Origin of the sequence: Vibrio sp. OPT18, assembly GCF_015163615.1 — a bacterium.
In the GTDB taxonomy this organism is placed as follows: domain Bacteria; phylum Pseudomonadota; class Gammaproteobacteria; order Enterobacterales; family Vibrionaceae; genus Vibrio; species Vibrio coralliirubri.
Window position 1 is genome coordinate 216,124 of sequence record NZ_JADDYK010000073.1, and the last position, 26,404, is coordinate 242,527.

The 26,404-nt window shown below is 44.8% G+C and carries 23 protein-coding genes; 15 read left to right on the top strand and 8 right to left on the bottom strand.

Annotated elements, in window-relative coordinates:
- Positions 1 to 148: 148 nt before the first annotated feature.
- From IQQ51_RS19105 to kduD, 5 genes are all read right to left on the bottom strand, one after another.
- A complete protein-coding gene (locus IQQ51_RS19105; protein ID WP_193841836.1) occupies positions 149 to 1,915 on the bottom strand; it encodes a sodium:solute symporter family protein in 1,767 nt (588 codons plus the stop codon).
- Between the two features lie 404 nt (positions 1,916 to 2,319).
- On the bottom strand, positions 2,320 to 2,958 hold the full coding sequence (locus tag IQQ51_RS19110; RefSeq protein WP_048609763.1) for an RpiB/LacA/LacB family sugar-phosphate isomerase: 639 nt from the start codon (positions 2,956 to 2,958) through the stop codon (positions 2,320 to 2,322).
- Between the two features lie 72 nt (positions 2,959 to 3,030).
- Entirely contained in the window at positions 3,031 to 3,351 is a 321-nt protein-coding gene (locus tag IQQ51_RS19115) for a cupin domain-containing protein (RefSeq protein ID WP_010431369.1), read from the bottom strand.
- Between the two features lie 7 nt (positions 3,352 to 3,358).
- On the bottom strand, positions 3,359 to 3,883 hold the full coding sequence (locus tag IQQ51_RS19120) for a YgjV family protein (protein WP_102429220.1): 525 nt from the start codon (positions 3,881 to 3,883) through the stop codon (positions 3,359 to 3,361).
- A gap of 18 nt (positions 3,884 to 3,901) precedes the next feature.
- On the bottom strand, positions 3,902 to 4,663 hold the full coding sequence (kduD, locus tag IQQ51_RS19125) for a 2-dehydro-3-deoxy-D-gluconate 5-dehydrogenase KduD (RefSeq protein ID WP_048609765.1): 762 nt from the start codon (positions 4,661 to 4,663) through the stop codon (positions 3,902 to 3,904).
- A 246-nt stretch (positions 4,664 to 4,909) separates the two neighbouring features.
- Between kduD and kdgR the strand changes: the two genes are divergently transcribed.
- The 4 genes from kdgR (at position 4,910) to IQQ51_RS19145 (ending at position 8,808) form a co-directional block, all read left to right on the top strand.
- Positions 4,910 to 5,695, top strand: a complete 786-nt coding sequence (kdgR, locus tag IQQ51_RS19130; RefSeq protein ID WP_193841837.1) for a DNA-binding transcriptional regulator KdgR — start codon at positions 4,910 to 4,912, stop codon at positions 5,693 to 5,695.
- Positions 5,696 to 5,985: 290 nt separating this feature from the next.
- Positions 5,986 to 7,317 carry an MFS transporter gene (locus tag IQQ51_RS19135; protein ID WP_193841838.1) on the top strand — a complete coding sequence of 444 codons (1,332 nt, stop codon included), beginning with the start codon at positions 5,986 to 5,988 and terminating at the stop codon, positions 7,315 to 7,317.
- 192 nt (positions 7,318 to 7,509) lie between these two features.
- On the top strand, positions 7,510 to 8,391 hold the full coding sequence (locus tag IQQ51_RS19140; RefSeq protein ID WP_048609768.1) for a DMT family transporter: 882 nt from the start codon (positions 7,510 to 7,512) through the stop codon (positions 8,389 to 8,391).
- Between the two features lie 171 nt (positions 8,392 to 8,562).
- Entirely contained in the window at positions 8,563 to 8,808 is a 246-nt protein-coding gene (locus IQQ51_RS19145) for a hypothetical protein (protein ID WP_048614659.1), read from the top strand.
- Between the two features lie 53 nt (positions 8,809 to 8,861).
- Here IQQ51_RS19145 and IQQ51_RS19150 read toward each other — a convergent pair whose 3' ends face one another.
- A complete protein-coding gene (locus tag IQQ51_RS19150; protein WP_048614657.1) occupies positions 8,862 to 10,049 on the bottom strand; it encodes a GGDEF domain-containing protein in 1,188 nt (395 codons plus the stop codon).
- A gap of 320 nt (positions 10,050 to 10,369) precedes the next feature.
- Between IQQ51_RS19150 and IQQ51_RS19155 the strand changes: the two genes are divergently transcribed.
- From IQQ51_RS19155 to IQQ51_RS19165, 3 genes are all read left to right on the top strand, one after another.
- Complete coding sequence (locus IQQ51_RS19155) at positions 10,370 to 11,158, top strand: phytanoyl-CoA dioxygenase family protein (protein WP_193841839.1); 789 nt, start codon at positions 10,370 to 10,372, stop codon at positions 11,156 to 11,158.
- A gap of 20 nt (positions 11,159 to 11,178) precedes the next feature.
- A complete protein-coding gene (locus tag IQQ51_RS19160; protein WP_193841840.1) occupies positions 11,179 to 12,168 on the top strand; it encodes a zinc-dependent alcohol dehydrogenase family protein in 990 nt (329 codons plus the stop codon).
- Between the two features lie 301 nt (positions 12,169 to 12,469).
- The gene (locus IQQ51_RS19165) at positions 12,470 to 14,374 is read left to right on the top strand and encodes a bifunctional metallophosphatase/5'-nucleotidase (protein WP_193841841.1); all 1,905 of its coding nucleotides are present in this window, start codon (positions 12,470 to 12,472) and stop codon (positions 14,372 to 14,374) included.
- Positions 14,375 to 14,643: 269 nt separating this feature from the next.
- On the opposite strand, the gene IQQ51_RS19170 is transcribed toward IQQ51_RS19165, so the two are convergent.
- Complete coding sequence (locus tag IQQ51_RS19170; protein ID WP_193841842.1) at positions 14,644 to 15,249, bottom strand: hypothetical protein; 606 nt, start codon at positions 15,247 to 15,249, stop codon at positions 14,644 to 14,646.
- Between the two features lie 618 nt (positions 15,250 to 15,867).
- On the opposite strand from IQQ51_RS19170, the gene IQQ51_RS19175 reads away from it, so the two are divergent.
- Genes IQQ51_RS19175 through IQQ51_RS19185 form a run of 3 tightly spaced genes read left to right on the top strand, consistent with a single transcriptional unit; the run spans position 15,868 to position 20,242 of the window.
- The gene (locus tag IQQ51_RS19175; protein WP_193841843.1) at positions 15,868 to 16,566 is read left to right on the top strand and encodes an ABC transporter ATP-binding protein; all 699 of its coding nucleotides are present in this window, start codon (positions 15,868 to 15,870) and stop codon (positions 16,564 to 16,566) included.
- A gap of 8 nt (positions 16,567 to 16,574) precedes the next feature.
- The gene (locus IQQ51_RS19180; RefSeq protein WP_193841844.1) at positions 16,575 to 19,109 is read left to right on the top strand and encodes an ABC transporter permease; all 2,535 of its coding nucleotides are present in this window, start codon (positions 16,575 to 16,577) and stop codon (positions 19,107 to 19,109) included.
- Entirely contained in the window at positions 19,109 to 20,242 is a 1,134-nt protein-coding gene (locus IQQ51_RS19185; RefSeq protein ID WP_193841845.1) for a lipocalin-like domain-containing protein, read from the top strand. The genes IQQ51_RS19180 and IQQ51_RS19185 overlap by 1 nt, the downstream gene beginning before the upstream one ends.
- A gap of 198 nt (positions 20,243 to 20,440) precedes the next feature.
- Here IQQ51_RS19185 and IQQ51_RS19190 read toward each other — a convergent pair whose 3' ends face one another.
- Positions 20,441 to 20,704 carry a hypothetical protein gene (locus IQQ51_RS19190; protein ID WP_017091753.1) on the bottom strand — a complete coding sequence of 88 codons (264 nt, stop codon included), beginning with the start codon at positions 20,702 to 20,704 and terminating at the stop codon, positions 20,441 to 20,443.
- 385 nt (positions 20,705 to 21,089) lie between these two features.
- Here IQQ51_RS19190 and secD point away from each other — a divergent pair, with 385 nt between their 5' ends.
- From secD to IQQ51_RS27390, 5 genes are all read left to right on the top strand, one after another.
- On the top strand, positions 21,090 to 22,877 hold the full coding sequence (secD, locus tag IQQ51_RS19195) for a protein translocase subunit SecD (protein ID WP_193841846.1): 1,788 nt from the start codon (positions 21,090 to 21,092) through the stop codon (positions 22,875 to 22,877).
- Positions 22,877 to 23,779 carry a protein translocase subunit SecF gene (gene secF / locus IQQ51_RS19200; protein WP_193841847.1) on the top strand — a complete coding sequence of 301 codons (903 nt, stop codon included), beginning with the start codon at positions 22,877 to 22,879 and terminating at the stop codon, positions 23,777 to 23,779. The genes secD and secF overlap by 1 nt, the downstream gene beginning before the upstream one ends.
- Before the next feature lie 294 nt (positions 23,780 to 24,073).
- Positions 24,074 to 25,165: a calcium:proton antiporter gene (locus tag IQQ51_RS19205; protein WP_135442562.1), complete on the top strand. Its 1,092-nt coding sequence runs from the start codon at positions 24,074 to 24,076 to the stop codon at positions 25,163 to 25,165.
- 57 nt (positions 25,166 to 25,222) lie between these two features.
- Positions 25,223 to 25,879 (top strand): DedA family protein, encoded by a 657-nt coding sequence (locus IQQ51_RS19210; protein WP_012600220.1) that lies wholly within the window; start codon positions 25,223 to 25,225, stop codon positions 25,877 to 25,879.
- Between the two features lie 45 nt (positions 25,880 to 25,924).
- Positions 25,925 to 26,404 (top strand): magnesium transporter MgtE N-terminal domain-containing protein (locus tag IQQ51_RS27390; RefSeq protein ID WP_416222616.1); only part of this gene is annotated, 480 nt, incomplete at its 3' end.

A 26,404-nucleotide genomic window follows, 5' to 3' on the forward strand; every position in this document is an offset into this window, starting at 1 on the left:
TTGTAGAAAACTGTATTGATAACCTTTAGGGAAAAATTCATTCATGAAATTGTTTCCTAAAGCCCCTCTACGAGGTGGTTCATATAAGCCAGAGAGTGCCCCCTCTGGCCTATACCCTTGTTACTTTTACATGGCTAGTTATTGCCGATTACTTGGATGTAGATACTTCTAAACGAGGCGTTTTCCTCGCACTTTTCAATAACAGAGAACCCACAGTAACAATCACTGCGCCACAGAAGATAAAGGCCATGCGACCCCAGAACGGATTCGGGATTAGTACCATCGCCGTTACAAGTGCACCGAAAACCAGAATGAGTTTGCCTAGCATGTCGCGCTGTTGGCGATCCATTTCATCTTGTCCTTCCTCTTCGATAACAGGAGTCGCAACATCACTCCAAAACTCTTTAAGTTCTGTGTTTCGTTCGCCCACTGGCTCTTTGTAGAACTTAGTTGTTAGACAGAAGAAACCACCCGTGATCACAAGGTGACCAATAACCCCAAGTAGAACTTTTAGGTCACTCGCTTCACGTCCTGTGAACGGAACCTCTAGGTTTAATAGATTGGCAACGACGTCTGCTGTAAGCACAAAACTCACGATGTAAGACACCAACATGCCCACAGCCAATGTCGCCCAGGCTGCCCAGTCGGGGGTTTTCTTAATAAACATACCGAAGAATAACGGCACTAGAATCGGCATCTGTAACAGCGTACTTACGTACATCATTGCGTCGAAAAGGCTCAAGCCACGAAGAGAGTTAATGAACAGAGCCACCATGATGATCAATATGCCGAAAACCATAGTCATGAATTGACTCACTCGCATCAGCTTCTTGTCATCCGCGTTTTTGTCTATGATGGGTGCGTAAAAGTTACGCACGAACACACCTGAATTTCGGTTTAGACCTGAATCCATTGAAGACATTGTTGCTGCAAATACAGCCGACATAAGCAATCCCACCATACCAACCGGCATGACATTTTCGACAAACACTAAGTAAACTGCATCAGCTGCTTTACTACCAAGTTCAGCCGCGTGCACAGTTGCCGCTTCAGGATAGATAATTGCCGTTACCCAAGGTGGTAAGAACCAAATTGCAGGTCCAACTAGCATCAACACAAACGCAAGGAGTGCCGCTTTACGTGCGTTAATAGAATCTTTCGCCGTTAAGAAACGATATGAATCTTGCATGTTGTTAATGTTTTGCAGCTGCTTAACGAACATGAAGATAAACCAAGATACGAACAGCAATGGATAGTTCATATCAGAGCCCATGACACTGTCGGCAGGGAATTGCTCGATAAGATTCGTTGGACCACCAATTTTTGCCAATGCAGCCACAGCACAAACCACCGTCACCGCCATGATCACAACCATTTGTACAAAGTCTGAAGCAACAACCCCCCATGCTCCGCCCAGTACTGAAATGAAGAGAACAATCAAGCCAGTCACAACGATCGTGGTTTCGATATCCACTTTAAACACAGCACTAACGAACAGTGCGAGACCATTTAGCCAAATACCGGTGTAAACCACACTTGTCGGCATTGTCGCCCACGTAAACACTTGTTCATTCGTTGCACCGAAGCGACGACGCACACCTTCAATAGGTGTAACAACACGCATTTGTCGAAAGCGATATGAAAAGAACAACCACGAAAGTAGAAAGCCAAATGCGTTCGCCATGAAAATAACCATGATTGGGAACCCATCGGTAAATGCTTTACCCGCAGCGCCAGTAAATGTCCAAGCACTAAACTGCGTCATGAATGCGGTAGAGCCAACCATCCACCACAACATCTTGCCTCCCCCACGAAAGTAATCACTGGTAGAGCTGCCTGCAAAACGTTTGAAGATGACGCCAATCGCTATCATAAAGATAAAGTAGACACCAACAACGAGCATGTCGATATTCATTACGAACCCCTTTTCATTATTGTTCCGTTTAAATGATTTAATTTTTAAAATACCGTTTTATTATTACATTAACGACATTTTATTTAAGGGTAATCTATGATTTTTGTGATCCAAATAATGCAAAAGTCATACAAATGAGATCGAGGTTGGATTATTGAGATCGACGCTTTTTAGGTTGAAAAGATCATTGATGGATATTTGGATACATCGTGGCGAGAAGGGGCAAAAATAGATCAAGTAACCTAGGGATATAGCGACCAAATTACGAGCCTAGGAGGTATACCAAGCCATGACTCAGGCGCCTATCGCTTGGTATTTACTGAATATCAGCCACTAATTATCCAAACACCGGATATAAAAAAGCCAGCCTCATTGGGCTGGCTCTCTGAAATCAAGCGTTAGAATTAGTCCAAAAGCGAACGAACATAATCTGCAATTTCTTGGTTTTGGCAGTTATCAAAGAAACACTGTTGGAAACGAGGGCTACCCACAGCAGTCTTCACTAGATCTTGATCGATAGCGCGCAGTGAATCAATAAAGTTATCCTTCACTACCGCTGCTTTTACCTCATTAAGAAGCGCGGCATTACGTTGTTGTGGCTCTGCTCGCTCTAACGGGTAACCTTGACCACGCTCACCTGTGAACGCTTTTTCAAAGATGTAACGAACGTTCAGTTCACCAGCCCAACCAAAACCTTTCGCAAAAGCGAGCGCGATAGCATTACCGTTGTTGATTTGGTTAAACAAGAACGCATCAGAAGGCTCTAAACAGTAACCACAAACCACGCCTGGATGTAAGTTCAGCGACATCAAAGCACCTTGGCCAGTGCCACATCCTGTCACAACAAAGTCAACAGCCTTTGAGTTAATCAGAATGCTCGCCATAATACCTAGATGAATATACGTTAAGTGGTGATCATTCTCGTCTGTCATTCCTAGGTTGAAAACATCGTGACCAAAACCACCAGCAACTGACTCTAGTTCAGCTGATACCATTGCATTTTTGCCTGCTTGACTGTTTTCCATCATTAGTGCGATTTTCATTTACTTTCTCCCGCAGCATTACTGCAAATTTAAAAATTAGTGCTCAAATGTTCGTTCTAAAAAATTTAGAGCTTAAACAAAGTCTTTACGCATTGGCGTAAAGTTATCAATTAATACGCCGGCTTCTAGGCAAACACAGCCATGTTCGATACCCGGCTCTTTGTACATAGTGTCGCCTGCGCGCACCACTTTCGTTACATCGCCAATAGTGAACTCAAAGGCTCCCGACAAAACGTATGTGAGCTGCTCATGAGGATGGGTATGCAACGCACCAACAGCGCCGGTTTCGAAATGAACTTCTACAGCCATCACGTTCTCGCTATGAGCAAGCACCTTGCGAGAAACTCCCGCGCCAAGATCTTCCATTTTCACGTCTTCGTTATACACAAACATGTCGTTTTTATTCCTGTTGTTGCGGCGTAATTTTGCACTTGGCGTTATCTTGGTATAGACGAAAAATAGTAACGAGGTTAATCCCTATCACTGATATTTCCATCAGCGAGCCACCAATTGAGCCAATAATCAGATTATTAGTTAGCCAGCATGCAGCTCCCAATAAAAAGCCGACTCTTAGTGCAATACCGTTCAATCTAAATATTGAGTACGTTCCAATAATCGTTCCCGCTAAAGGCAGAAGTTGATACCAATGCTGAGCAAAACCGATTCCGCTGCCAACCGCGAGGGCAATAAATAACCCCGCAGCCCACAGCGATTTGGTATACATCGCGGTGCCAGTTCTGAGTGCTGAAATCAAAGCACCGATTGCCGATGTAATGGAACCCAATAATAAAAAGTGAATAAGATGGTTAACGTTCAACATCAACATAACCACTTTGAGCTTTTTGTCGTCCTTCTGGTAAAAGGTCGAAAGGCCCAGAAGGAAACTTACTAGCCCTACAGCTTGTGCAACGATCTCGTTAACCATCTTATATTACAAAAATCGTTATCGTGCTAACCATCCACCATCAACAGCAATGGTATAGCCATTAATGTAATCCGATGCAGGTGATGCTAAGAACACACATGGGCCAGCGACATCTTTTGGTGTACCCCAACGATCAGCAGGAATGCGCTCAAGAATAGCTTGGTTACGATCTGCATCTTCACGCAATGCTTGAGTATTATTGGTTGCCATATATCCAGGTGCAATCGCATTAACATTAATGTTATCGCTCGCCCATTCGTTCGCCATCGCACGGGTAATACCCATTACAGCACTCTTAGACGCAGTATACGAAGGAACACGAATACCACCTTGGAAAGAGAGCATTGATGCGATATTAATGATCTTGCCGCCAGTGCCTTGCGCTTTAAACTGCTTCGCAACAGACTGAGACATAAAGAAAACGGTCTTAGTATTGATGTTCATTACGTCATCCCAGTTTTGCTCAGAGAACTCAATCGCGTCTTCTCGGCGAATAATGCCGGCATTATTAACAAGGATGTCGATGTGGCCAAACTCAGTCAGCGCTTTATCTATAATTCCAGGAATATCTTCCTGCTTTAGAAGGTCGGCACGCACGTCTAAAAACGTATGACCCGCTGCATTCATTTTTTCAATGGTATCTGTTGGCTCAACACGATTTACGCCAACCACTTTACATCCGGCTTCAGCTAAACCAATTGCCATACCTTGACCAAGACCGGTATCACAACCCGTCACTATCGCTACTTTACCTTCCAGATTGAATGACTCTAACATCATGTTCGCTTCCTCAATTACGTTTAGTGTTGTGGCATTTCTGTAATGTCGCCCACTCGATTTAGTCATACAATAAAACATAAATTCGTTGCTGACAATTATTTTTGAAACGACATTTCAAAAATATTTTCTAATTAAGTTAAAACTTTGAAGTTGATCGTTCTCGTTTTTTATTTTTTTGAAAAGGCTTTTTAGAAATTACGAAAAGTGGTATTTTGTCTTGATATTAGATAGCCCAAAGGAAGAAAAATGGAGAAGTCCACCCAACCAGAAGCCGTTTCATCGGTATTAAAAGTTTTTAATATTCTTGAATCTCTGGGGGAACAGAAGGAAATAGGCGTATCAGACCTTTCACAACGTCTAATGATGTCTAAAGCCACGACCTACCGCTTTCTACAAACAATGAAAATGCTTGGCTATGTATCTCAACAAGGCGAAGCTGACCGATACTCACTCACATTAAAGATGTTCGAACTTGGTTCAAAATCACTCGAGTGGGTTGATATGATCACAATTGCAGAGAAAGAGATGCGTGTGATTTCAGAAGAGACTAATGAAACCATTCACTTAGGTGCGTTGGACCATGGCTCTATCATCTACATACACAAGATCGATTCTAGCTTCGCGCTGCGCATGCACTCGCGCGTTGGTCGAAGAAATCCTCTGCATACGACTGCGATTGGTAAGGTTTTATTGGCAGAACGTGACGAAGAATTCGTTCGCACTCAGTTGGCAGACGCCGAGTTTGTGAAAAGCACAACAAATACCCTCGAAAACGTCGACCAACTTATCGATGAACTTAAAGCGGTTAAGCTACAGCACTTTGGCGAAGATAATGAAGAACAAGAGCCAGGCTTACGTTGTATCGCAGCTCCAGTTTACGACCGTTTTGGTACCGTAATTGCCGGTGTCTCAATTTCATTTCCTACCATTCGATTTGATGAAGAGAAAAAAGCTCACTATGTAGCGCTACTGCACAACGCAGGTAGAAATATATCCAAGCAATTAGGGTTTAATGATTACCCAATCAAATAATGAAAAGGCAGCAATTATTGCTGCCTTTTTTATTGCGAATTGTCCCATCGATTACCAGCCCAAGAATCATCGACAAGTCATGCTGTGCGTAAATTGAACAACATCGAGCTCAGATAAATCCCTCCCCTTCCTCAAATCATGTGAAGACCGTCAAGCCTATAACCCACTATGAACCATGATCTCGAAGATCACCCAAACCAGATATTTTAGGGATTTGGCAACAATTCCATGATTTAAAAGAGTAAAAGGGTTATACATAATAATGTGTTATCTAAATTACTGAAATTATCATGACGCTCAAAGAGATCCTTAAAATTCCCAATGTCCGCTACTTCTTAATGTTTAGAAGCAGCTACTTTGCGCGTTTTTACTATCCTATATTCACCCTACTTTATTTAGATTACGGGCTAACCCTTTCTCAATTCGCGATGCTCAATGTTGTTTGGGCGGCCACCATTGTGCTTGCTGAAGTACCATCGGGCGCATTTGCCGATACCTTAGGCCGCAAGAAACTGGTGGTGCTGTCTTCGATCGTGATGTTTGTTGAGATCGCCATGATAGCGCTAGTGCCAACTGGAAACCCCGACTTGGTGTTCATAGTCTTTCTGATTAACCGGATTCTCAGTGGCTTAGCGATGGCACTGGCCAGCGGTGCTGACGAGGCATTGGCCTACGACACTTTAAAGGAACAAGGCAATGAAGAGTTGTGGCCTCGAGTGCTGCAAATCCAGCTTCGTGTCGCCTCAACCGTCGGTATCTTTGTCACGCTGATTGGTGCGGCGATGTACGACGTGAACTTTATGGCGAACATCTTTCATTTCCTTGGACTAGCCGCACCAGAAAGCACTAAAGATCTGATGCGTATTCCTGTGTTCGCCACCTTATTTGTTGCGATGATTGCTATCTATGCCGCGATTAATATGCGCGAAGAGAAAAAGGTAATGCCAAGCGGCCAAACCAAATTAGCAACCACCATCTCAAGTCTCAAATTGACGATCGATGCGGGTAAATGGGTATTCGCTACGCCTTACGTGCTGTTCATCTTGCTCTACTACAGCCTATTCGAACACACCTCACGAATGTTCCTAACCATGAACAGCCAATACTATCTGGCGATTGATATTCCAATTATCTACTTTGGTTTTATTGGCGCGGGTATCAGTTTGCTTAAGATTATATTGGCAGGACAAAGCCGAAGATTAGCAGAGAGCATGGAGGCTAAAACCTTCATAGTGGTTATGGGATTGGCAAGCATGGCGACTTATTACTGGATCAGTTTAGGTTGGTCGATTTACGGGGTCATTCCGGCACTGGTATTAATCTTTATCATCATGACGATGAACATTTTCATCAGCTACCACCTGAATAAAAAGACCGAATCGCACAACAGAGCCACGGTCCTCAGCTTTAAAGGGCTGATGTTTAATCTCGGATACGGTCTGATCGGTATCTTGTACGCTTACTACTATAAGTTGGTGTCTCAGGGCTACACCGAACAAGAAATAGAGCAGAATCTTGCCTTCTTGGCCTCACTGTCTTCGTTTTTCTATTACTTCACCTTACTGTTCATTTCGATCAGCGCGCTGTTCTACTTCAAGAACAGAAAAGAAGTAATTTTCTAAACAATCGATTGATGTCGAGTGACAAGTAAATGAAGCCGTTGAGGTTTACAGCGTAAGTCTTCAAAACCGAGCAACCTTAATAACTGAGTAATTCACTCCAACCGACTATTGCTCATTAAAACAACAAGTCGCTTCTTATATTGGTTTTATTTGTTAATATAATCAGCAAATTACCTCACACACGGAAGCGTCATGTCTTTTAGTTGGATCGCCTTTACTCTGCTTGCTGCCTTTAGCCAATCTTGGCGTAATGCCTTTCAAAGCAAATTAAGTGGCACCATGAGCGTGGCTGGCGTGACGTTGGCGCGTTTTATTTGGGCTGGCCCAATCGCCCTTATTTACCTCTACGCCCTCTATCAATGGCAGCCAGTCTCCGCACCGGATTTTTCGGGTGAGTTTGTTTTCTATATTGTTGCCGCTGCCATCATGCAGATCCTCGCGACCGGCTTAATGGTGATGCTGTTCAAGCTAGAAAACTATGCGATAGGCGCAGGATTAGCCAAGTGTGAAGCTCCCGTATCTGCGGTGTTATCCGTGTTGTTTTTTGGAACTGCTTTAACATTAACAGGTTGGATTGGCGTACTTATTGGTACCTTAGGCGTACTAATCATGAGTAGCGCTTCTGGCTGGCGAAGTTTGTCCCCGAAAGTGTTCTTGCTAGGTATGGCGTGTAGTACTGCTTTTGCTTTAACGTCTCTTTGGGTACGTGAAGCAAGTTTGAGCATAGGGTTGCCCTTCCCTCATAGCGCCGCATGGGTGCTGTTCCTCGTCATTTCCCTTCAGACAGTGATTATCTGTACGTATCTCTTTTTCAGAGAACGCGACACGCTGCGCCTGATATTCAAGAAGTCGAAACTGGTCGTAATGACAAGCCTAGCGAGTGTTATCGGTTCTCTGGGTTGGTTTAGCGCAATGTCGCTTCAAGCCGTGCCATACGTAAAGACGCTTGGGCAAGTCGAAGTGATCTTCATGGTGTTGATATCTTACTTCTGGTTAGGGCAAAGCATCGCACGCAAAGACATTATTGCACTCATCTTACTCTCTATCGCAGCGGTATTGGTGATGTGGCAGTGATTTGAACGTCGCCATACTTGAACGTTGGATCAAAGAGAACTAGAAACCATACCCCAGAGATTCATCCACCGTATAAATATTACGGTGGCGTAAAATGATAAGAACGGCCTCCACATAATTTTTATAGTGCACGTATCAGCTATTAATCATTACCCAATAGGATACAGCGCAATGAAAACCCTTACTCAAATCGCACTAACAACGATCTTTTTTACAACCTCAATGATGGCATTCGCAGAACCCGCGACAACAAACCAAGCCCAACTAGAGGCGTCTAGCACAACAGTGAAGCATGAAGGAATGACCGTGACGCTAACAGATAAGCATTTTACACCTGCAGAAGAAACTGAAGCCACTGCCTCACAGACTTTAACGCAAAGCCAAAAAACAGACTCAGCGCCACAGCCAACAATATAATGGCTGTATCAAAATAGTGGCGGGGCAAACTAACGCATAAAGACCTGTCATCATCAGGCAGTGACGAGCTCGTTAATATGACTAGGACAAACTGAAGTCATATTGCGACCGTTTGTTTTCGCTTGATATAACGCTTTGTCGGCTCGAGTAATAAACCCATCCCAATTCTCATGTGGGTGAAGCTGAGCGACACCGAAACTCGACGTCAGAAACATCTCATTCCCTTGCACGGCTGAGATCTCTGAAATAGACAATCGCAGCTTACAAGCAATAGCCTGTGCTTGTAGGAAATTAACATTGGGTAATAAAATCATTATCTCGTCTCCGCCAAAACGGAACGCGCTGGCTGTTGGCGATGTTTTTATCGCACTTTGAACCATTTCAGCAAAAGACTTGATCACGAGATCACCCACAATGTGTCCATGTTGGTCATTGATAGACTTAAAATTATCAATATCCATCATAATGGCACTGACAGGTGCAGTCCCCGCCTGCTTCATGATGACAGGAACCATTTCATCTAATGCTCTGCGGTTTCCAAGTGCCGTTAAAGGGTCGCTGTAAGATAGGTCATGAATAGACCTAAGCAACCTTGCATTAATCAACCAGAGCATCGTGAAGCTCATCGATACGATAAGAACAATACTCACTAAAAAGGCAAGTTGATGAATGAGCGCGGCCGCCATGAAATCCTGCAGCTCAGCCGAAAATAGCGTCACCATTACTCGGAAAGCCATAAACCCGCCATATATCAAAAATGACAAGGCCATCATCCGAGTTGCTAAGGTCAAGTCATCACGTTGCCCCTTCAATACCGCAAAAGCAGTACAAAGAGTCACAAAGGCTAAATAGAAACTAATGAGGATGATTCGAGCCTTGATGGAAGGTTCGTAGTACGTGAAATAAATAAAACATGGTAAAAGAGCCAACATCATCAGACTGCTGAGGTAGGTGCATTTTAGGGAATATTCTCGAAACAGGCACAAGCTATACAAAGCGAGATGAAAGCCAAGCGCAATGACCATGTTGGCGCCAATAACAGTGATCCAATCAGGGAGTTCCCCTCTTAGGCTCAACATCAACGGCCCACTTCCAATAACAAATATTGAAATGGAAAAAATTGAAAGCCCTTTAATGGACTGTTGGGTAAATTGGAACAGCAACAAGCCAATGCAGTAAATGAAAGAGAACAAAATAATAATAAAATTAAGTGTTCTAATATCCAGCGAAAAACCATCCATGATTTACTCTCTTCCCTAAGCCAATTAAATCACAATATGGTCAATAATTATCTAAACCATAAATTTATTCACCATATGAATTATTACACTTTGTAAAATAGGGGATGTGTCACATATAGGGAGATCGGTATCACATGAGTCCATGACATGGATAGGCACGTAAAGCTCGCCCCCCATATGGCTTCATAGCATCACTGAATCTACAGGCTTCTGCACTCGTTACTTGGTTGAATGACGACTGTCTGGCATTATGCGCCCAAGAAATCTCTAGGGCTGTTGACCTTAGTTATTACACAGCAAAGAAAGAACGAAGGTAGTCAGTGGTAGAAAACAGCCAACAATTAAGTGACCGTTACGACGAACATGGTTACTTTGTTATCAGAAATTATTTCAATGAAGCTCAAATTGCATCGCTTAGAAAAGTCGTGCTGAAATTTCATGAATCATGGAAAGCAGACAATGAAGAATTCTATAAAGAAGACGCATTTAACTCGTCTTTAATTACGGGAAGCGAGTATTTGCCTGCCGACGATAGAAGCGTGCTTTTCGACTTCATCAGCTCGAAACAAGTGATGGACGTGGTTGATGCCGTGATTCCGAACAAACCGGCATTCATGAATACACAGCTGTTCTTCAACCCTGTAAACCCGCAGCAAAAAGACTTCTGGCATCGTGACTGTCAATACGACTACGACATTGATGACCAGATGAAAGTCATCATGGAAACCCAGGTATTGCATCTGCGAGTGCCCCTTTTTGATGAGCCAGGTATGGAACTTATCCCTGGTACACATAAGCGCTGGGACAACGAAGAAGAGTACAATGTTCGCCAAGAAGAAAACGGCAAAGTGAGCAGCGATGACATATCTGGCGGTAAGCAGATACCGTTAGCCGCCGGTGACTTATTGGTATTTTCAGCGGATATGATCCACCGAGGCCGATATGGCTTGGATCGTTTGGCTTTGGATATTTTGATCTTCGATTCGGCGGCAGACTATGTCGACTACGTTGATGACGACTGTTTACCAACACCAGCTATGTTGAGCAATATTACCGACCCAAGATTGTTTATGAACACGCTACACTTAAAATCAATGCAGTACTCATAATTCATAAAGGTGCCCTAACTATGACTGACACTAAGCAAAATACCCGAATTAGCCAGTTCCGTTTCGGTCAGCCAAAAGAATCTCTCAAGTTAGAACATGTCGCTTTAGGGGCACTAGACAAAGATAAAGTTCGCGTACAAATTGAAGCGACCAACATCAACCCTAGCGATCTGTTGTCGATTTATGGTGTGGGCCAATACAAACATAGCCACCAGCCGCCGAGAGTACCGGGATTTGAAGCGGTAGGAAGCGTTGTAGAGTCCAGCAATGCTGAGTTTGCAGTGAATCAGCGAGTGCTTGTGGCAACCAGTGGAACATGGCAGAACTATGTCGATGTATCACCAGATGATCTGTTCCAAATTCCTCAACATTTAGACAATGGCTACGCCTGTCAGTTGTACATTAATGCGCTAACCGCATGGGTGCTAACGACAGAAATAGCCAAGCTGACCCACGAAGATGTGTTGATCATCAACGCGGGCAGTTCAGCCATCGGTAAGATCTTCTCGCAGTTATCAGCATCACTCGGCTTCAAAATCATTGTCGTTACATCACAGCCGACACAATACCCAACCACTTCCAGTTGGGTGTTAGATGCAAACGACGATTTAGCTTCGCAAATTAAGGCGTTAGGCTTGCCGATGCCAACCGTTGCCTTTGATGCGATTGGCGGCTCACCCGGAACCGATCTTATTCACACCCTTGGCAACAACGGGCGCTTTATCAACTATGGGACGCTGTCTCTGGATTTTTACGAACCACGCTTCTTTGAGTACGCGAAAAGCCAAGACATCGATTTCAGCACCTTCTTCTTGCGTTATTGGGAGGAAGCGGAAGGTAAAGATGTTCGCCGTGATAAGTTCACGACCATGCTAGATCACTTCATCACAAACGACATTCAGCTCGACGTTGACCGCTATCTGCCATTCGATGAAGTGCAAACCGCGATTGATCTCATTGAATCGAAAACCACACGCTTACAGGGCAAGATCATCTTACTGCCACAGTAAGTGAGAGTTGGACGATATATACCTTGTTTATTTCAACAGGCAAGACGTTCAACAGCTTACAAACATGCTTATTAATACCCCAACGCTTAGAAAGTTTGATTCAAGTAATTGAGTATTGAGAACGGAGTAAAGAGTTGTAATGCGTTTCTCCATAACTTAAGCGGTTACGAGATAGTCATGAGTCACATTTATTTGAAACATCAATAAGTTGTATCACTAGAAATATGACACTGGTCACCCATAAGATAACCTCGATTCTATATGGTAGCGTCATACTTAAAACCACGATGTGAAAATACTTATGAAAAGACACATACTATCAAACGCCATCCTACTCTCTCTAGCCTTTCCCACCTTTGCAGCTGATGGCGACATACACGATGTCACGATACTGGGTACTTCAGATATCCACGGTCATTTTATGGCGTGGGATTACGCGGCAGATAAACTCAACACTCGTGGTAGCTTGAGCCAAATCGCGACCAAAGTTGGTGAGATCCGCAAAGAGCAATCTAACATTATCCTTGTCGATGCTGGTGACACCATCCAAGGCAACTTCGTAGAAACCTTCAAAGATGAACCCGTAGATCCAATGATGCTTGGCTTTAATCACATGAAATACGATGTGTGGGTTTTAGGTAACCACGAATTCGACTTTGGCCTTAAAACCCTCAACAGAGCCGTTACCCAATTTAAAGGGCAGTCTCTCGGTGGCAACATCAAGAACAAAAGCGGAAATCCATTCTTACCGGGTTACACCATTCTTGAACGCGGTGGTATTAAGATCGGCGTGATCGGAATGGATACCCCAATGACGGAGGTCTTTGCGCAAGGTACCAACCGTTTAGAAGGCGTCACTTTCACTAATCCAACCTTGGAAGTGAAGAAAATCGTCAAAGAGATTGATGATAAAGTGGATGCCATCGTATTGGTTGCCCATATGGGGATTGAAAACGAGAATGACATTGCCGACACCGGTGTCACCGACATTGCCAACGCAAACCCAGAGCTTGATGCCATCGTCGCTGGCCACATGCACACTCGCATCGATAAAGCCGTTGTGAATGGCGTTATTATTACTGAACCCGACAAATATGGCCGCGCCCTATCTCGTATCGATCTTCAATTTGAAGAGCGCGATGGCAAATTCACTCTCGTTAACAAAGACAGTTTCACCTATAAAATTAAAGGCATAGATTCTGATGAGAATATGGACGAGTTATACCAGCCTTATCACAAACAACTCCGAGAAATGGCGAATCGACCTGTCGCTCAGCTTACCGGCGTTGATTTAGTCCCTGAAAACGAAATCCGCGGTATCCCTCAAGTCCATGTTCAAGACACAGGCATTAGTGCGCTATTCCAAGAAGCGAGCTTCTTCTATGCACCCAAAGCCAATGTCATCGCACTTCAAATAGACAACGACAATGCAGAGCTCGATGTTGGCCCAATCAAAGCCAAAGACATCGCGTACAACTACCAATACGCAGGTGGCGAAATCACTGTCTACCAGATGACAGGCAAAGAGTTAAGAACCTACATGGAATGGTCTGCGGGCTACTTCAACTCAGTGCAACCCGGTGATGTAACCTACAGCTTTAACCCTGATCGCAGAGCATCAAAATACTCAACCAATGACTTCTTCGCGGGCGTGACTTATACCATCGACCTTACTCAACCTGCAGGTACCCGTATCACCAACCTTGCGTTTGCTGATGGCACACCGGTTACTGATGAAACAGAAATCCGTATTGGTATGAATAGCTATCGAATGGGTCATCTAACCAAGAAAGGCGGCGTGTTAGAAGGCGAATCGTTCCCTGTGCTTTTTGATACGGAAGCCGAGTATGGAGAAGAAGCAGGCACGATCCGTAACATGACCATCAAGTATCTCAAAGAAGAAAAGAACGGTCAGTATGAAGGCAAGCCTCAACAACGATGGGCACTTTCGGGGTTAGAGAACCGCTACAATGAACAGCGAGAGATAGTGAAGTCATTGATTAATGATGAAACTATATCAATCCCGACCAGTGACGATGGCCGCTACACAAACATAGCTTCTATCAACGTAAAAGAACTGATGTTCAAATCTGACGAAGCCAAACAAGCAGCCATAACCACACGCGAAAAGAAACTGGCGCAGGCGACTGAGCAAGAGAGTAAGCAAATCAAACGCGAAATCACTCTGATTGAAGCGCTCAATTAATCCCTGACCTCGAACCAATAACGACTTAACGACGCTTAGAGCGTGGTTAGGTCGTTGTTGCTCCCGCCCTACAACACCACATCTGTACTGAGTAAAACGGTTGATATTGGATGAATGAGCTGCAAAGGCTAACTCATAGTTGGACATAAGAGTGTCAGAATCGATTGTCCTGACACACAGAATGACCGCGTAAGTATTTGCTCTTGAGCAAGTTAAACTCTGGGATGAGGAATTTAACTTACACCATAAACTCAGTGGCTCAAATTCAACTAGTCTCGTTTAGATATTGCTCGTTGGAACTCATTAAAAATAATTGAGAAGAATCCTATTGCAAACTTGTAGACTTCTTTTGATTGAGTCACGAACTTTCTAGCAAATGCTTGCCCCCTCATCTTAGCAGGGTAATCTCCGTCGCTTTGCGCACCGTCTTTATCACACCATGTATGTTGTTGGTAATGGCTTAACCCATCGACACGAAAATCTGCCTCCAAGATTTCTAGTTGTCTAACCGCTTGCTGTACATTTTCGACTTCCAATCTGATTAATTCAACACGCTCCAATGGCCTAATGACCCTTACAGTAGCTTTGCTTTTAACCTGACAGAAAAAATCCTCTTTGAAAAATGCATTTTCATAATCGTTAAGCTCAACAATCTCGTAACTATTCCCACCAAGATAAAGCCTCGTATTAGTAATGAAGCAAGGGCCAAGGCCATGATTATCCAAATATAGAATTAGTTCACCTTTGTTATTGTCTTCTCCGTGATGTAAAAAGGTGTTTAGTATCGGCTCAAGAGATTTGCGATTGTGTTGTCTCTGCAAAAAAAACGTGATGGCAGACACCAGAAGAGCAAGAGATGCGATAGTGATTTCCATATTTATTTAACCCTTTTCCGTATCTGACCCTCAAATAATATGCTTCGAAGATTTTCGAACTAGAGAGCTAAGTTTTCGTGATTATCCATATAACTAGCTGATAAACAAGCTACATAATAATCTGTTTGTGTAAATGTTGACTAAAGCGAACTCAACTCCATTTCGGGAAAACGAGGTAAGACATGTTACTACTCCTACCCGCATCACAGTTTCCATTAGAAAACTAACGAATAATTTCGAAGTGTTGCAGATGAGGTTTACTTTCATTAACACAAAAAGGGGCAGAAACAAGCTAGCAAAACAGCACCAACCCTCACCACTTTCATAAATACAACGTTTAATAATTTGAGCCATGATTTATTTCACTTAAACGAGATCACCAACCATCTGACGAAAAATCTAAAAGCCTCCGAGGTGGCTCAAAACTCCCACTAACATCCTTATCCCTCCCCACACTGATCTATTTCCCTCTTTTCGAAGTACAAGTTATTAATAATTCGATATAAATCGCTCTAATGTTTTAAATTATTGTCTACAGTTTTATAGAGCTTGTCGATTCGGTAATTGCCACAAGTAACGACACCTTTTGATGGTTAGTTTTGGTTATAAGGAAAGGAAATGGAAAGCCCAATTGTCACACTCACACATGCCAGCAAAAGCTTTGTTGATGGTAAAGACACTCATAGCGTGTTGGACAATGTCGACTTCGCTTTGGCGACAGGGGCAAGCGTGGCTTTGACAGGGGCGAGTGGCAGCGGGAAAAGTACTCTGCTGAATATCATTGCGGGGTTTGAACCTCTATCCGGAGGAGAGTTGTGGCTCGATGGCGAGAACACATCAGCTTGGAAAGACCCTCAGTGGAGCCGATTCCGCCATCAAAAATTGGGCGTGATCTTTCAACAGTTCAACTTATTGACCCCACTCAACGTAAAACAAAACATCGCCTTCCCTCTTCATTTAAATCAACAGAAGTGGAGCGACTGGTGCGATTACTTAGTTGACGCATTGGGCATCAGCGAGCTACTCGGAAGACACGTATCCGCACTCTCTGGCGGTCAGCAACAACGAGTCGCTATTGCGCGCGCGTTAGCCCATAAACCTAAGCTACTGCTTGCCGACGAACCCACAGGCAACCTCGACCACAAAGCAGGCATTGAGGTAATGAAGCTGCTGAGTGAAATCACTACACAAGGCAACACTGCCGTGCTTTTGGTTACGCACAGCCCGGAATGCGCCAGCTTTATGCAGACAAAATTGGTATTAGATGATGGTTGTTTAAGGAACGCAGATCTAACCCCAAGAGCAGCAGCGTTGTGAGTCATTCAATGAAGCAAACTGGCTTCGCTCATAGCCAGCTCACCCATACCAGACTGACTCTAAATTTATTCGCGGCACACTATCGTCAATCGCCACTGCAAGCGGCAGCGATTCTGATCGGCATTGTGCTTGCGGTCACCTTGTTTGTCGCAGTGCAAGCCATCAACCTCAATGCCAAACGCAGTTATGCAGAATCGACCGAGCAACTTAGCGCCCAAGCTCAAAACCTTATCATTCCACCAGCAGGGCAAAACTATTTGCCGGAATCGCTCTACTTCAGCTTAAGACAAAGTGGATTAAGCGCTGCGCTACCTGTAATTGAAGGGCGAGTAAAAGACGAACAAGGTCGACGCTGGTCAGTTCAAGGCAGTGAGCTAATCGCCGCCCTCACTTCAAGAGCTCGCCACGCTCGCATCGACGAAAAAAGCAATACTCAAGCCAAAGAGCCAAACATTTCCCTGTTCGACAATGCCTTACCTTTGCCGCAACTCTTAGCGGGTGAACCCATTGTGATGATGAGCCAATCTCAGCACCAGAGTTTGGACGAAGTGGACACGCTCACTTTGGATGAAGTACTCACCAAGGCTGTGGTACTGCCAGATGAATGGCAACTGGGTAGCCGAATGTTGATGGACATTGGATTCGCTCAGCAACTGCTTAACAAGCAAGGGCAACTGAGCTATATCGCTATTTTTGACACCAAGAGCGACACTAACAGCAATACTCAGGATAAGTGGCGAAGCCTTATCGGCAAACAGGGACAATGGATTTCCAACAACCAAAGCACGGATCTCGGTTCAATTACCGATAGCTTTCACCTTAACCTCACCGCCATGAGTTTGTTGGCGTTTTTGGTTGGCCTGTTCATCGCTTACAATGGCGTGAAGTACAGTTTGCTGAAACGTAATCGGCTGTTGGTGCAAATTCAACAAGCTGGGATTGCGCCAAGCATCGTATTTTCAGCTCTGCTAGTCGAGCTGGTTCTTTTAGTCACACTGGGCGCGTCGCTTGGTTTCATTCTCGGCATTCAACTCAGCCATTGGCTACACCCAACCGTCGCGATAACGCTTGAACAACTTTATGGTGCAACACTGCTTCCCGGCACATGGCAGTGGCAATGGTTAGTGCAGGCACTGCTACTCACGCTGGCCGCAACGCTTGTCGCGTGTTGGCAGCACTTTAAACAGCGAGTGCGACAACCCCTCTCTTCCCATGGCGGTTTCTATCAAGCGCCGGAAACGTCTAACGAAAATCAGCTGTTTGTTATCGGGTCAGTATTAACTATTGTCGCGTTAGCAGGGTTATGGCTGAGCCAGCATCACCGCTTCACCATGGCGTGGCTAGGCGTGTTAGTGGTGTCGATTCCCTTGTATCTACCCAAAACGCTCAGCGTGTTAGCAAATTGGAGCGAGCAGCGCACCAAGTCGGGATTAATGCAGTATCTGTTTGCTGAGCTGCGTGAACTTATCTCCCCTCTTTCCCTTGCCATGATGGCGTTGCTTCTCGCCGTCACCGCCAACATCGGAATGAATACCTTAGTCGGCAGCTTTGAATCCACGTTAAAGCAATGGCTTGAACAGCGCTTACATGCCGATATTTACGTTAGCCCTACCCAAGGTGAAATTGCCAATGTCGAACGTGCGTTAGAACAGTTTGATAATGTTGAAACCGTCTATAAGCAATATTATGTCGACGACAACTTGCAGGGCTTACCGACCTTACTCGGCACCAAAGACAAAGACACACTTGAGCAAACCATGGTGTTCCAATCCTACCTTGATGATTTCTGGACGCGCTTTTACCAAGGTGAATTCGTGGCAATCAGCGAACCTACGGCAGTGAAGCTCGGCTTGTCCCTTGGAAGCCAACTCAAGCTCGACGCGATCCAAGACAAAACACTCATCGTCGGGGCGATTTTCCACGATTACGGCTCACCGAATGGCGAAGTGTTACTTGCACCTAATTTTTGGTTCGAAAACGGATTTACTGACTTACCCACCAGCTTGGGAATCAAAGTCTCTGGCGACCCACAAGTGGTGTACGAACAGCTGCGCCAGCAACTGAACCTGCACCCAAGTCAGCTTTACGATCAAGCACAGATCAAATCGATCGCTTTAGATATCTTCTCACAAACCTTTGCCATCACTCGGGCGCTTAATGGCGTCACCTTAATGGTGGCGGTGATAGGGTTGTTCTGTGCCTGTTTCATGTTGCTCGATGCACGCAAAGCCGCTATTGCAAGGTTGTACGCGCTCGGTGTTAGTCAGCGAAAATTGATGGCGATGGTGGTCGGGCAAATCGTTGTTCTGGTCGCCTTCACTCTGGTTATCGCCATACCGCTCGGCGCTATGGTCGGTTATGTATTGACGGACATCGTTACCCTGCGCGCCTTTGGTTGGAGCTTAAATTACGTATGGAATTGGAGTGATGCACTCAGCATCGCAGCCATCACCATTTTAGTGGCTGTGTTTGCGACCTTGATTCCACTGTGGCGTTTGGTCAGCAAACCCGTGGTATCCAGCTTGCAAAGTGAGGTGTTGTGATGAATCGATCAATGAGAGTTTTCGTTCTCACATTTGGCATCTTACTCCTTTTAGGGTGTGAGGAGTCCACTCAACCATCAGCTCAAAATATGGGTTCGATACTTGGCGCAGAAACACAAACCGACGATGAAACACAAAAAGAGACTGAGCAATTCACGCAGGTAGTAAAAGGCGTGGAGATCACCTTCCCTGCCGACCATCAAGCACACCCTGATTTTCGTCATGAATGGTGGTATTTAACCGCAAACTTGATTGATGAAGAAGGCAATACGTTAGGCGTGCAATGGACACAGTTTCGCTTTGCGGCTGCACCACAGGAAAGTGGCAATAGCACCAAGGAAACTACGTGGCAAAGTCAGCAAATTTACATGGCACACAGCGCTGTCACCACTAAAGACAAACACTACGCCGATGAAAAGTGGTCTCGCGACCAAGCTGAACTGGCAGGTGTCAGCACTTCACCGTTTCGGGTCTATCTTGATGATTGGCAATGGACGTCGACGACCGATGACCTGTTCCCAGCCACATTGGTCGCCAACTCGGATCAATTTGGATATTCGCTTAAGTTAACCAACAACGCGCCATATCAAAAGCAAGGCGAACAAGGCTACAGCACAAAAAGTAGCGATGGCAAAGTGGCTTCCTATTACTACAGCCAACCATTCATTGATGTATCGGGCGAGGTAACCATTGATGGCATCACGCATCAGGTTTCTGGCAAAGGTTGGATAGACAGAGAGTGGAGCTCGCAGTTTTTACTCGACTCGCAACAAGGCTGGGATTGGTTTGCGCTAAGGCTGAGTGATGAAACCAGCTTAGTGGTATTTCAGCTTCGAAACTCAACATCAGGCGAAGCCAGTTATGCTAACGCAAGATTAATGCAGCAAGACGGTTCTGGCATTGCCATTTCACAACAAGAGATAACCCTAACCGCCGTCAAGCAAACAGAAATCGACGGAAGCGATTATCCAACAGAATGGCAAGTTTCGATTCCAACTCAACAAATCGAACTGACCGTCTCGGCACTCAATCCAGAAGCAAAAATGCCGCTGTCGGTGCCTTATTGGGAGGGGCCAATCGTGATTAAAGGTTCTCATTCCGGAACTGGCTATATGGAATTGACAGGGTACTAAGCCAACAGCATATTTCTGAATATGAGAAGCTTTAATTTTTAACAGACGAATAAGAATAAAATCAACCGTTACATCGGCTGCCATAAATATCGTTTACCCAGCTTGGGTTATCAATACAAGTTGCTCTAGTTTGTCACTCCCCAACAAACTAGAGCAACTTAAAAATCAACGCCGTAGACAAACATATCAATAGGTTTTCTATTCAGTCGATAGCGCTAGTGCAGAAATCCCTTGGAATATTTCTTGTCCTTTATCTGTTTTAATTTCAAAATCATCGAGCCAATAGATGTCAGTTAATAACCGAACATCTCCGATTAATTCACAGCGATCCTTTTCGCACAGTGTGTCGATTTCTCCACTCCAACATGTTGATATATCGATGACTATCATTCTTTCTATCTCAAGAAACTGATGGCTAAAATGCTCATGCAATGACTCTATACCTTCTGCGTAACTAAGCACTAGAGTGCATCTCCCTTCACCAATATCGCAAACTCTATATTTGCGATCGTTTAAATATATTGTGCAATCCACGTAGATTTATCCTCAATCATTAATTCAGATTACATTGTTTTAAATAAATCGAATCTCTGCGAGGAATTAGAGAAATTCATATATGCAAAGTCGAGCAAACCAAATATGAATTTCTCTAACCCATAGTTCTATTGAATCAAGAAACTAAGATAGCTCGGTAACCAACAGTTAGGTTTATCGATAAAACCGAAAGCGCCATCGATAACCTTTAGGATCCCTTAGTTTCAACTCATACATGATTAATACTGGTGCTTATTTAATAAATAAGCTTGGTGCTATTTACGTATGCGTTAATCAATAAGATGCAACCAAAATGAAGTTAAAGCGCTCAATCGCACCCATAAATTATTCAGCTAAATGGAAGGTCATCGTTCTCGTGTTGTCTGTAGTACTGATGCTTCTCAGTGCTCTACCCTCTGCATTTGGTGAACGTGAAGCTTTGCACATTTCAAACCAAACGCATTCGACACACGCTGATGATGTATATCGTTATCTTGTGGACAATAGCATTGATGTTCACAGTGTTAGCGAAAACAACGATCGGTTAGTTGTGACGTTTGCTTCAAGCGGGCAACAAGCCCCCGCACAAGCTTTGATGTCCGATTTTATCCAACCATCGGAGACCGTTGCCCTCACGCTCGAACCTTCAGCTCCTTCTTGGCTAACCTCGCTGGGCTTTCAGCCGATTAAGTTTGGATTAGATCTGCGCGGTGGTATGCAATTTCTCTTAGACGTTGACCTAGCCCCTGTCTTTAATGCTCACGCGCAATCAGTGATCGACGACCTTCGTCAGGAGTTTCGTGTACGCGGTCGTGTAGAAAGCGGTGAGGTGGTCATTGCTCGATATAACGAAGCATTACTTGGCGATATTCGAACCCACTTAAGAACACAGTATCCAAATTGGACTCTGAGCCAATCTGGTGAGCGCTTAATGATCTCAATGGATGAGGAAGAGAAACGCGCGATTCGAACTCTGACCGTGACACAAAATCTTCAAACAATGCGAGGCCGCATAGAAGAGCTAGGGATCACCGAAGCCGCAGTTCAACGCCAAGGTGAAAATCGAATTCGCATCGAACTGCCAGGAGTACAAGACCCGACATCCGCAAAAAACATTATCGGCGCCACTGCATCGTTAGCGTTTTACCATGTGGAGCCTAATGTCAGCGCACGAACAAAATCCATCAATGACCAAGATGGTAGACCTGTCATTCTGCATAGAAACAGTATCTTAGGGGGCGAGCATATTATCGATGCACGCGCCAGCCTAGGAGAAATGGGAACACCCGAAGTTAGCATCACTCTTGATAGCACGGGGGGGCGGCTGATAACCAATCACTCGCGCAGCAATATCGGAAACCCGATGGCGACTCTGTACAGTGAATACAGTCAATCAGAGACAGGACAATCCATTGAGCAAAGCGAAGTTATCAGCGTAGCGACAATTCAATCAACGCTGGGTAACCGCTTTCGCATCACTGGCGCGGGGTCAATGGCAGACGCTCAAAACCTGGCTCTTCTATTGAGAGCTGGCTCACTCACCGCTCCTGTTACCATTGTTGAAGAACGCACAATCGGGCCAACTCTTGGTGCTGAAAACGTCAAAAATGGCTTTGCTGCACTCGCCTTAGGGCTTGGTTTTACATTGGTATTTATCGCTTGTTGGTATCGACGCCTTGGCTGGGTTGCGAATGCTGCACTGACTATCAACTTAGTGTGTCTGTTTGGCCTATTGGCGCTCATTCCTGGCGCTGTGCTAACGCTTCCGGGCATTGCTGGGCTCGTGCTAACCGTGGGGATGGCTGTCGATACCAACGTGCTTATCTTTGAACGCATCAAAGACAAAATGCGAGAAGGCAGAAACTTTTCCCAAGCCATAGATCGAGGGTTCGATAGTGCATTCTCTTCAATTTTCGATGCCAACCTCACCACTATGATCGTTGCCATCGCTTTGTATGCAATAGGTAACGGCCCAATTCAAGGCTTTGCTATCACACTCGGATTAGGCCTACTGACTAGCTTATTTACCGGCGTATTTGCGTCTCGAATTCTTATCAATTATTTGTGGGGAAGAGACACCTCACATGAGGTAAAACTGTAATGACCAAATCAATTAGCGTCACCAAAATACGTCAATTGATGACGATGATATCTCTGATTCTTTTGACGCTTTCCATTACATCAATCGTTGCAAGGGGGTTCAATTGGGGACTCGACTTTACGGGAGGTGTTGTCGCCGATATTCAAACAAAACCAAACGTAACTCAAGTTCAGCTCAAATCTCACCTCGACTCAGCACTGAGCCAAGATGTTCAAGTGACAGCGGCAGGCAGTGAGGGAAATTGGCAACTGCGTTTCAATGATACCGACCTCGATTTGCGAGACGCACTTAACCAAGCACTGTTGCCAATAGACAGCAATTTTCACATTGCTAACAGCAGCGTAATTGGCCCTCAGGTTGGGTTAGAAATGGTCGAACAAGGCGGTTTAGCGATTTTGGCTTGTTTCGTTCTTACCTTGCTGTACTTGAGCTACCGATTTGAATGGCGATTAGCGCTAGGTTCAATTGCGGCGTTGATTTACGACATTGTTATTGTGCTAGGGCTCTTTGCGGTGACTCAAATTGAATTCAACCTAACCGTGTTGGCCGCTTTACTGGCAGTGATGGGCTACTCCCTGAATGACTCGATCATCATTTCAGATCGAATCCGTGAGGTATTTTGTGCGAAGCCAGACGGTGAAACCGATGCCCTTTTCGATCAGTCCATCGTGTCAACGTTGTCACGAACGCTTGTCACATCAGGCACCACCTTAGTCACAGTCTCAGCATTGTGGTTGTTAGGAGGGAGCGCACTAGAAGGTTTCGCCATTGCACTGTGTGTCGGGATTTTAAGTGGGACATGGTCTTCTATCTCTATTGGCACACTCTTGCCAACTCGTGTGGGCTTGAAACCAACCCACTATAAACCGGAAGAAACTGAATCCCTTGAAAGCATGCCTTAGCTTTTACTTACTGCTTACTGCTTACTGCTTACTGCTTACTTAGCACGCTATTAGGCGAATGTCGGTCGTCTGATAGCAACAAAGAATTTCTCTAATTCATAGTCTGAATCATCGGTTCACCTTAAGTTAGCAACATGGTTAGACGCATAGCTTTGTAGATATCGTTTTAGATGCAAAAGCTTAAACGCATAACTTGAAACGAACCGTTTGCTGCACAGGAAATTGCAGTATTCACCCGATTTACTCTCGTTAAAGGACATTAGCGAGCCTTCGGTTACTCAATAAAGGCTCAACATGCTCAACGTACTCAAACAAGAATACAAACTGCCACTTGGCATCGTTACCGTTCTATTTTTCAAACTGATCGGCGACAACTTACTCACAGGAGAGCTGTCTCAGTTCGCCTACATAATGATTACTGCGGTGCTGTTTTACGCGGTGATGAGCGCCATTTTTTCGGTTGTTCGCCACTCAGATGCGCTGGCGATCAAGCTTGGCGACCCATACGGTACTCTTATATTAACGCTGTCTGTTGTCTTGCTCGAAGTCATTATGGTCTCGTCCGTTATGCTGACTGGAGAATCGAATCCCTTCCTAGCGCGTGACACCATGTTTGCTGTCGTGATGGCGGTGCTTAATGGCTTTGTCGGTATCACCTTGTTAATCGGTGGGATGAAATACCATACCCAAACCTACAACCTTGATGGAATAAAAGCGTACTTGGTGGCCATTATTCCACTCTCATTACTGTGCTTGGTACTGCCTAATTTCACCAGTATGGATTCGCTGGGTAACATGTCGACCAGCCTAACTTGGACATTAGTGCTCGCTTCGATCGCCTTGTATGCCGTATTCCTGTTCATCCAAACACGCAGCCATACCGACTACTTCATTGATGGTGATAATGAAGATCATCACGAACATCACGGCCCTCTGCACAGCAATATATTCCACACGATTATGCTGGTGAGCTATTTGATGGTGGTGATTTTGTTAGCGAAAAGCCTCGCGATTCCAATTAACGATGGCATCACGGAAATGGGCGCACCTGCGGCTCTAGGTGGTTTGATTGTTGCCTTGATTATTCTCGCACCTGAAGCTGTTGGTGCCGTTAAAGCCGCCGTGACCAATCAATTACAGCGTGCGATGAACCTCTTCTTTGGCTCAGTTCTCGCCACTATTGCACTAACCGTTCCTGCTGTTCTGTTGATTTCAGGGGTAATGAACGAACCCATCCAACTCGGCCTCGCCCCTGCAGAAATGGTGTTATTAGGTGCAACGCTATTAATGACAAGCGTGAGCTTTAGCAGCGGGAGAACTAACTCGCTCAATGGTGCAACCCACCTCATCCTGTTCTTTGCCTACATCATCTTGATGTTTGATTAAAACGCATTGTGGGCTCCGGCTATCAACAGCCAGAGCCCACGTTAACTTGGAGTTTCCATGCAAGAGATTATTTCCGCGATTTGGCTGCAAGACTTTGATGCCTTACTTGAATTGAATTCACTGCACGTTTTATTGCTTTTGCTTGGTGTCGTGCTTTTCCTTGAGTCGAGTTTTGTTTTCTTACCACTACCCGGTGACGGCCTAGTGCTGTTTGTCGGGGGCATGGTTGGTTTGGGCGCGATTGATTTTTCAAGTGCTCTAATGCTTCTAACCAGTGCCTCTTTTTTGGGCAGTATCATTGCCTACCTTCAAGGGCGCTGGCTGCACAATACTCCGTTCATGCGTAAAGCTGAACAAACACTGCCAGATGAATCGTTACCCAAGGCAAAAAAACTATTAAACCGATTCGGGTTTTTGTCCCTGTTCGTTTCGCGGTTTGTCCCATTTGTTCGCGTACTGACCCCAATGTTGATGGGCGTTGCACAACTCAGCGCAATAAGAACGCTGATTGTTAGCTTCACTAGCTCGATTACATGGGTCTTTAGTTTATTGCTGATAGGAAAGTGGATCATGCGACACCCATTCGTCTCTCAATATCAAGAGTTGATTACAAAGTGGTTCTTAATGGGCAGTTTAATCCTGATGGTTACTGCATTTATCGCCCTCTTTATTCGGCTTGCGACCAAGAAGCGACAACCACAAACATCAGAATAAAAATCGCTTCAATTGTATTCTCACTTATTGTCAAAGGTCTAACATATGACATTAATTACATTAGCTTTTTCATCAGAAGGGGCGGAAAAGCTGTACCTGAAAATACTGGAGTGTCTAACTCTAAGAAAGGCTAAACGACTGAATCAAACGCTTCTAGAAGCAGAACCCGTCGAACTGCCATCAGTATTAAGGAAGCTCTCTGACCAGCAACGTATCGCCACTTGGACTCTATTAAGCGAAGTAAACCCAAGCCTTGCTGCCAACTTACTTGATCACTTATCTGATCCCGAGCTTCTATGGCTGATCAGTCAGCTATCTGAAAGTAGCACCATAGTGCTATTTCAATATTTGCATTCCGCAGACCGCCGGCTGCTACTCAATGAGCTGCCAAGCGGCCTACAAAAACAGCTCAGGCAAGCCCTACCTTCAACATGGAAAGACGAGGAGCGTGCAGCCTTGATCTACCCACAAGACTCTGCCGGAGGGATTTGTAAAAGCGAAGTCCTCAAACTGGCAGCAGGCGCT

Bases quoted from the DNA above. Each gene is read 5' to 3' on its own strand.
- IQQ51_RS19105 (WP_193841836.1), bottom strand. From the start codon at position 1,915: ATGAATATCGACATGCTCGTTGTTGGTGTCTACTTTATCTTTATGATA.
- IQQ51_RS19110 (WP_048609763.1), bottom strand. From the start codon at position 2,958: ATGAAAATCGCACTAATGATGGAAAACAGTCAAGCAGGCAAAAATGCA.
- IQQ51_RS19115 (WP_010431369.1), bottom strand. From the start codon at position 3,351: ATGTTTGTGTATAACGAAGACGTGAAAATGGAAGATCTTGGCGCGGGA.
- IQQ51_RS19120 (WP_102429220.1), bottom strand. From the start codon at position 3,883: ATGGTTAACGAGATCGTTGCACAAGCTGTAGGGCTAGTAAGTTTCCTT.
- kduD (WP_048609765.1), bottom strand. From the start codon at position 4,663: ATGATGTTAGAGTCATTCAATCTGGAAGGTAAAGTAGCGATAGTGACG.
- kdgR (WP_193841837.1), top strand. From the start codon at position 4,910: ATGGAGAAGTCCACCCAACCAGAAGCCGTTTCATCGGTATTAAAAGTT.
- IQQ51_RS19135 (WP_193841838.1), top strand. From the start codon at position 5,986: ATGACGCTCAAAGAGATCCTTAAAATTCCCAATGTCCGCTACTTCTTA.
- IQQ51_RS19140 (WP_048609768.1), top strand. From the start codon at position 7,510: ATGTCTTTTAGTTGGATCGCCTTTACTCTGCTTGCTGCCTTTAGCCAA.
- IQQ51_RS19145 (WP_048614659.1), top strand. From the start codon at position 8,563: ATGAAAACCCTTACTCAAATCGCACTAACAACGATCTTTTTTACAACC.
- IQQ51_RS19150 (WP_048614657.1), bottom strand. From the start codon at position 10,049: ATGGATGGTTTTTCGCTGGATATTAGAACACTTAATTTTATTATTATT.
- IQQ51_RS19160 (WP_193841840.1), top strand. From the start codon at position 11,179: ATGACTGACACTAAGCAAAATACCCGAATTAGCCAGTTCCGTTTCGGT.
- IQQ51_RS19165 (WP_193841841.1), top strand. From the start codon at position 12,470: ATGAAAAGACACATACTATCAAACGCCATCCTACTCTCTCTAGCCTTT.
- IQQ51_RS19170 (WP_193841842.1), bottom strand. From the start codon at position 15,249: ATGGAAATCACTATCGCATCTCTTGCTCTTCTGGTGTCTGCCATCACG.
- IQQ51_RS19175 (WP_193841843.1), top strand. From the start codon at position 15,868: ATGGAAAGCCCAATTGTCACACTCACACATGCCAGCAAAAGCTTTGTT.
- IQQ51_RS19180 (WP_193841844.1), top strand. From the start codon at position 16,575: ATGAAGCAAACTGGCTTCGCTCATAGCCAGCTCACCCATACCAGACTG.
- IQQ51_RS19185 (WP_193841845.1), top strand. From the start codon at position 19,109: ATGAATCGATCAATGAGAGTTTTCGTTCTCACATTTGGCATCTTACTC.
- secD (WP_193841846.1), top strand. From the start codon at position 21,090: ATGAAGTTAAAGCGCTCAATCGCACCCATAAATTATTCAGCTAAATGG.
- secF (WP_193841847.1), top strand. From the start codon at position 22,877: ATGACCAAATCAATTAGCGTCACCAAAATACGTCAATTGATGACGATG.
- IQQ51_RS19205 (WP_135442562.1), top strand. From the start codon at position 24,074: ATGCTCAACGTACTCAAACAAGAATACAAACTGCCACTTGGCATCGTT.
- IQQ51_RS19210 (WP_012600220.1), top strand. From the start codon at position 25,223: ATGCAAGAGATTATTTCCGCGATTTGGCTGCAAGACTTTGATGCCTTA.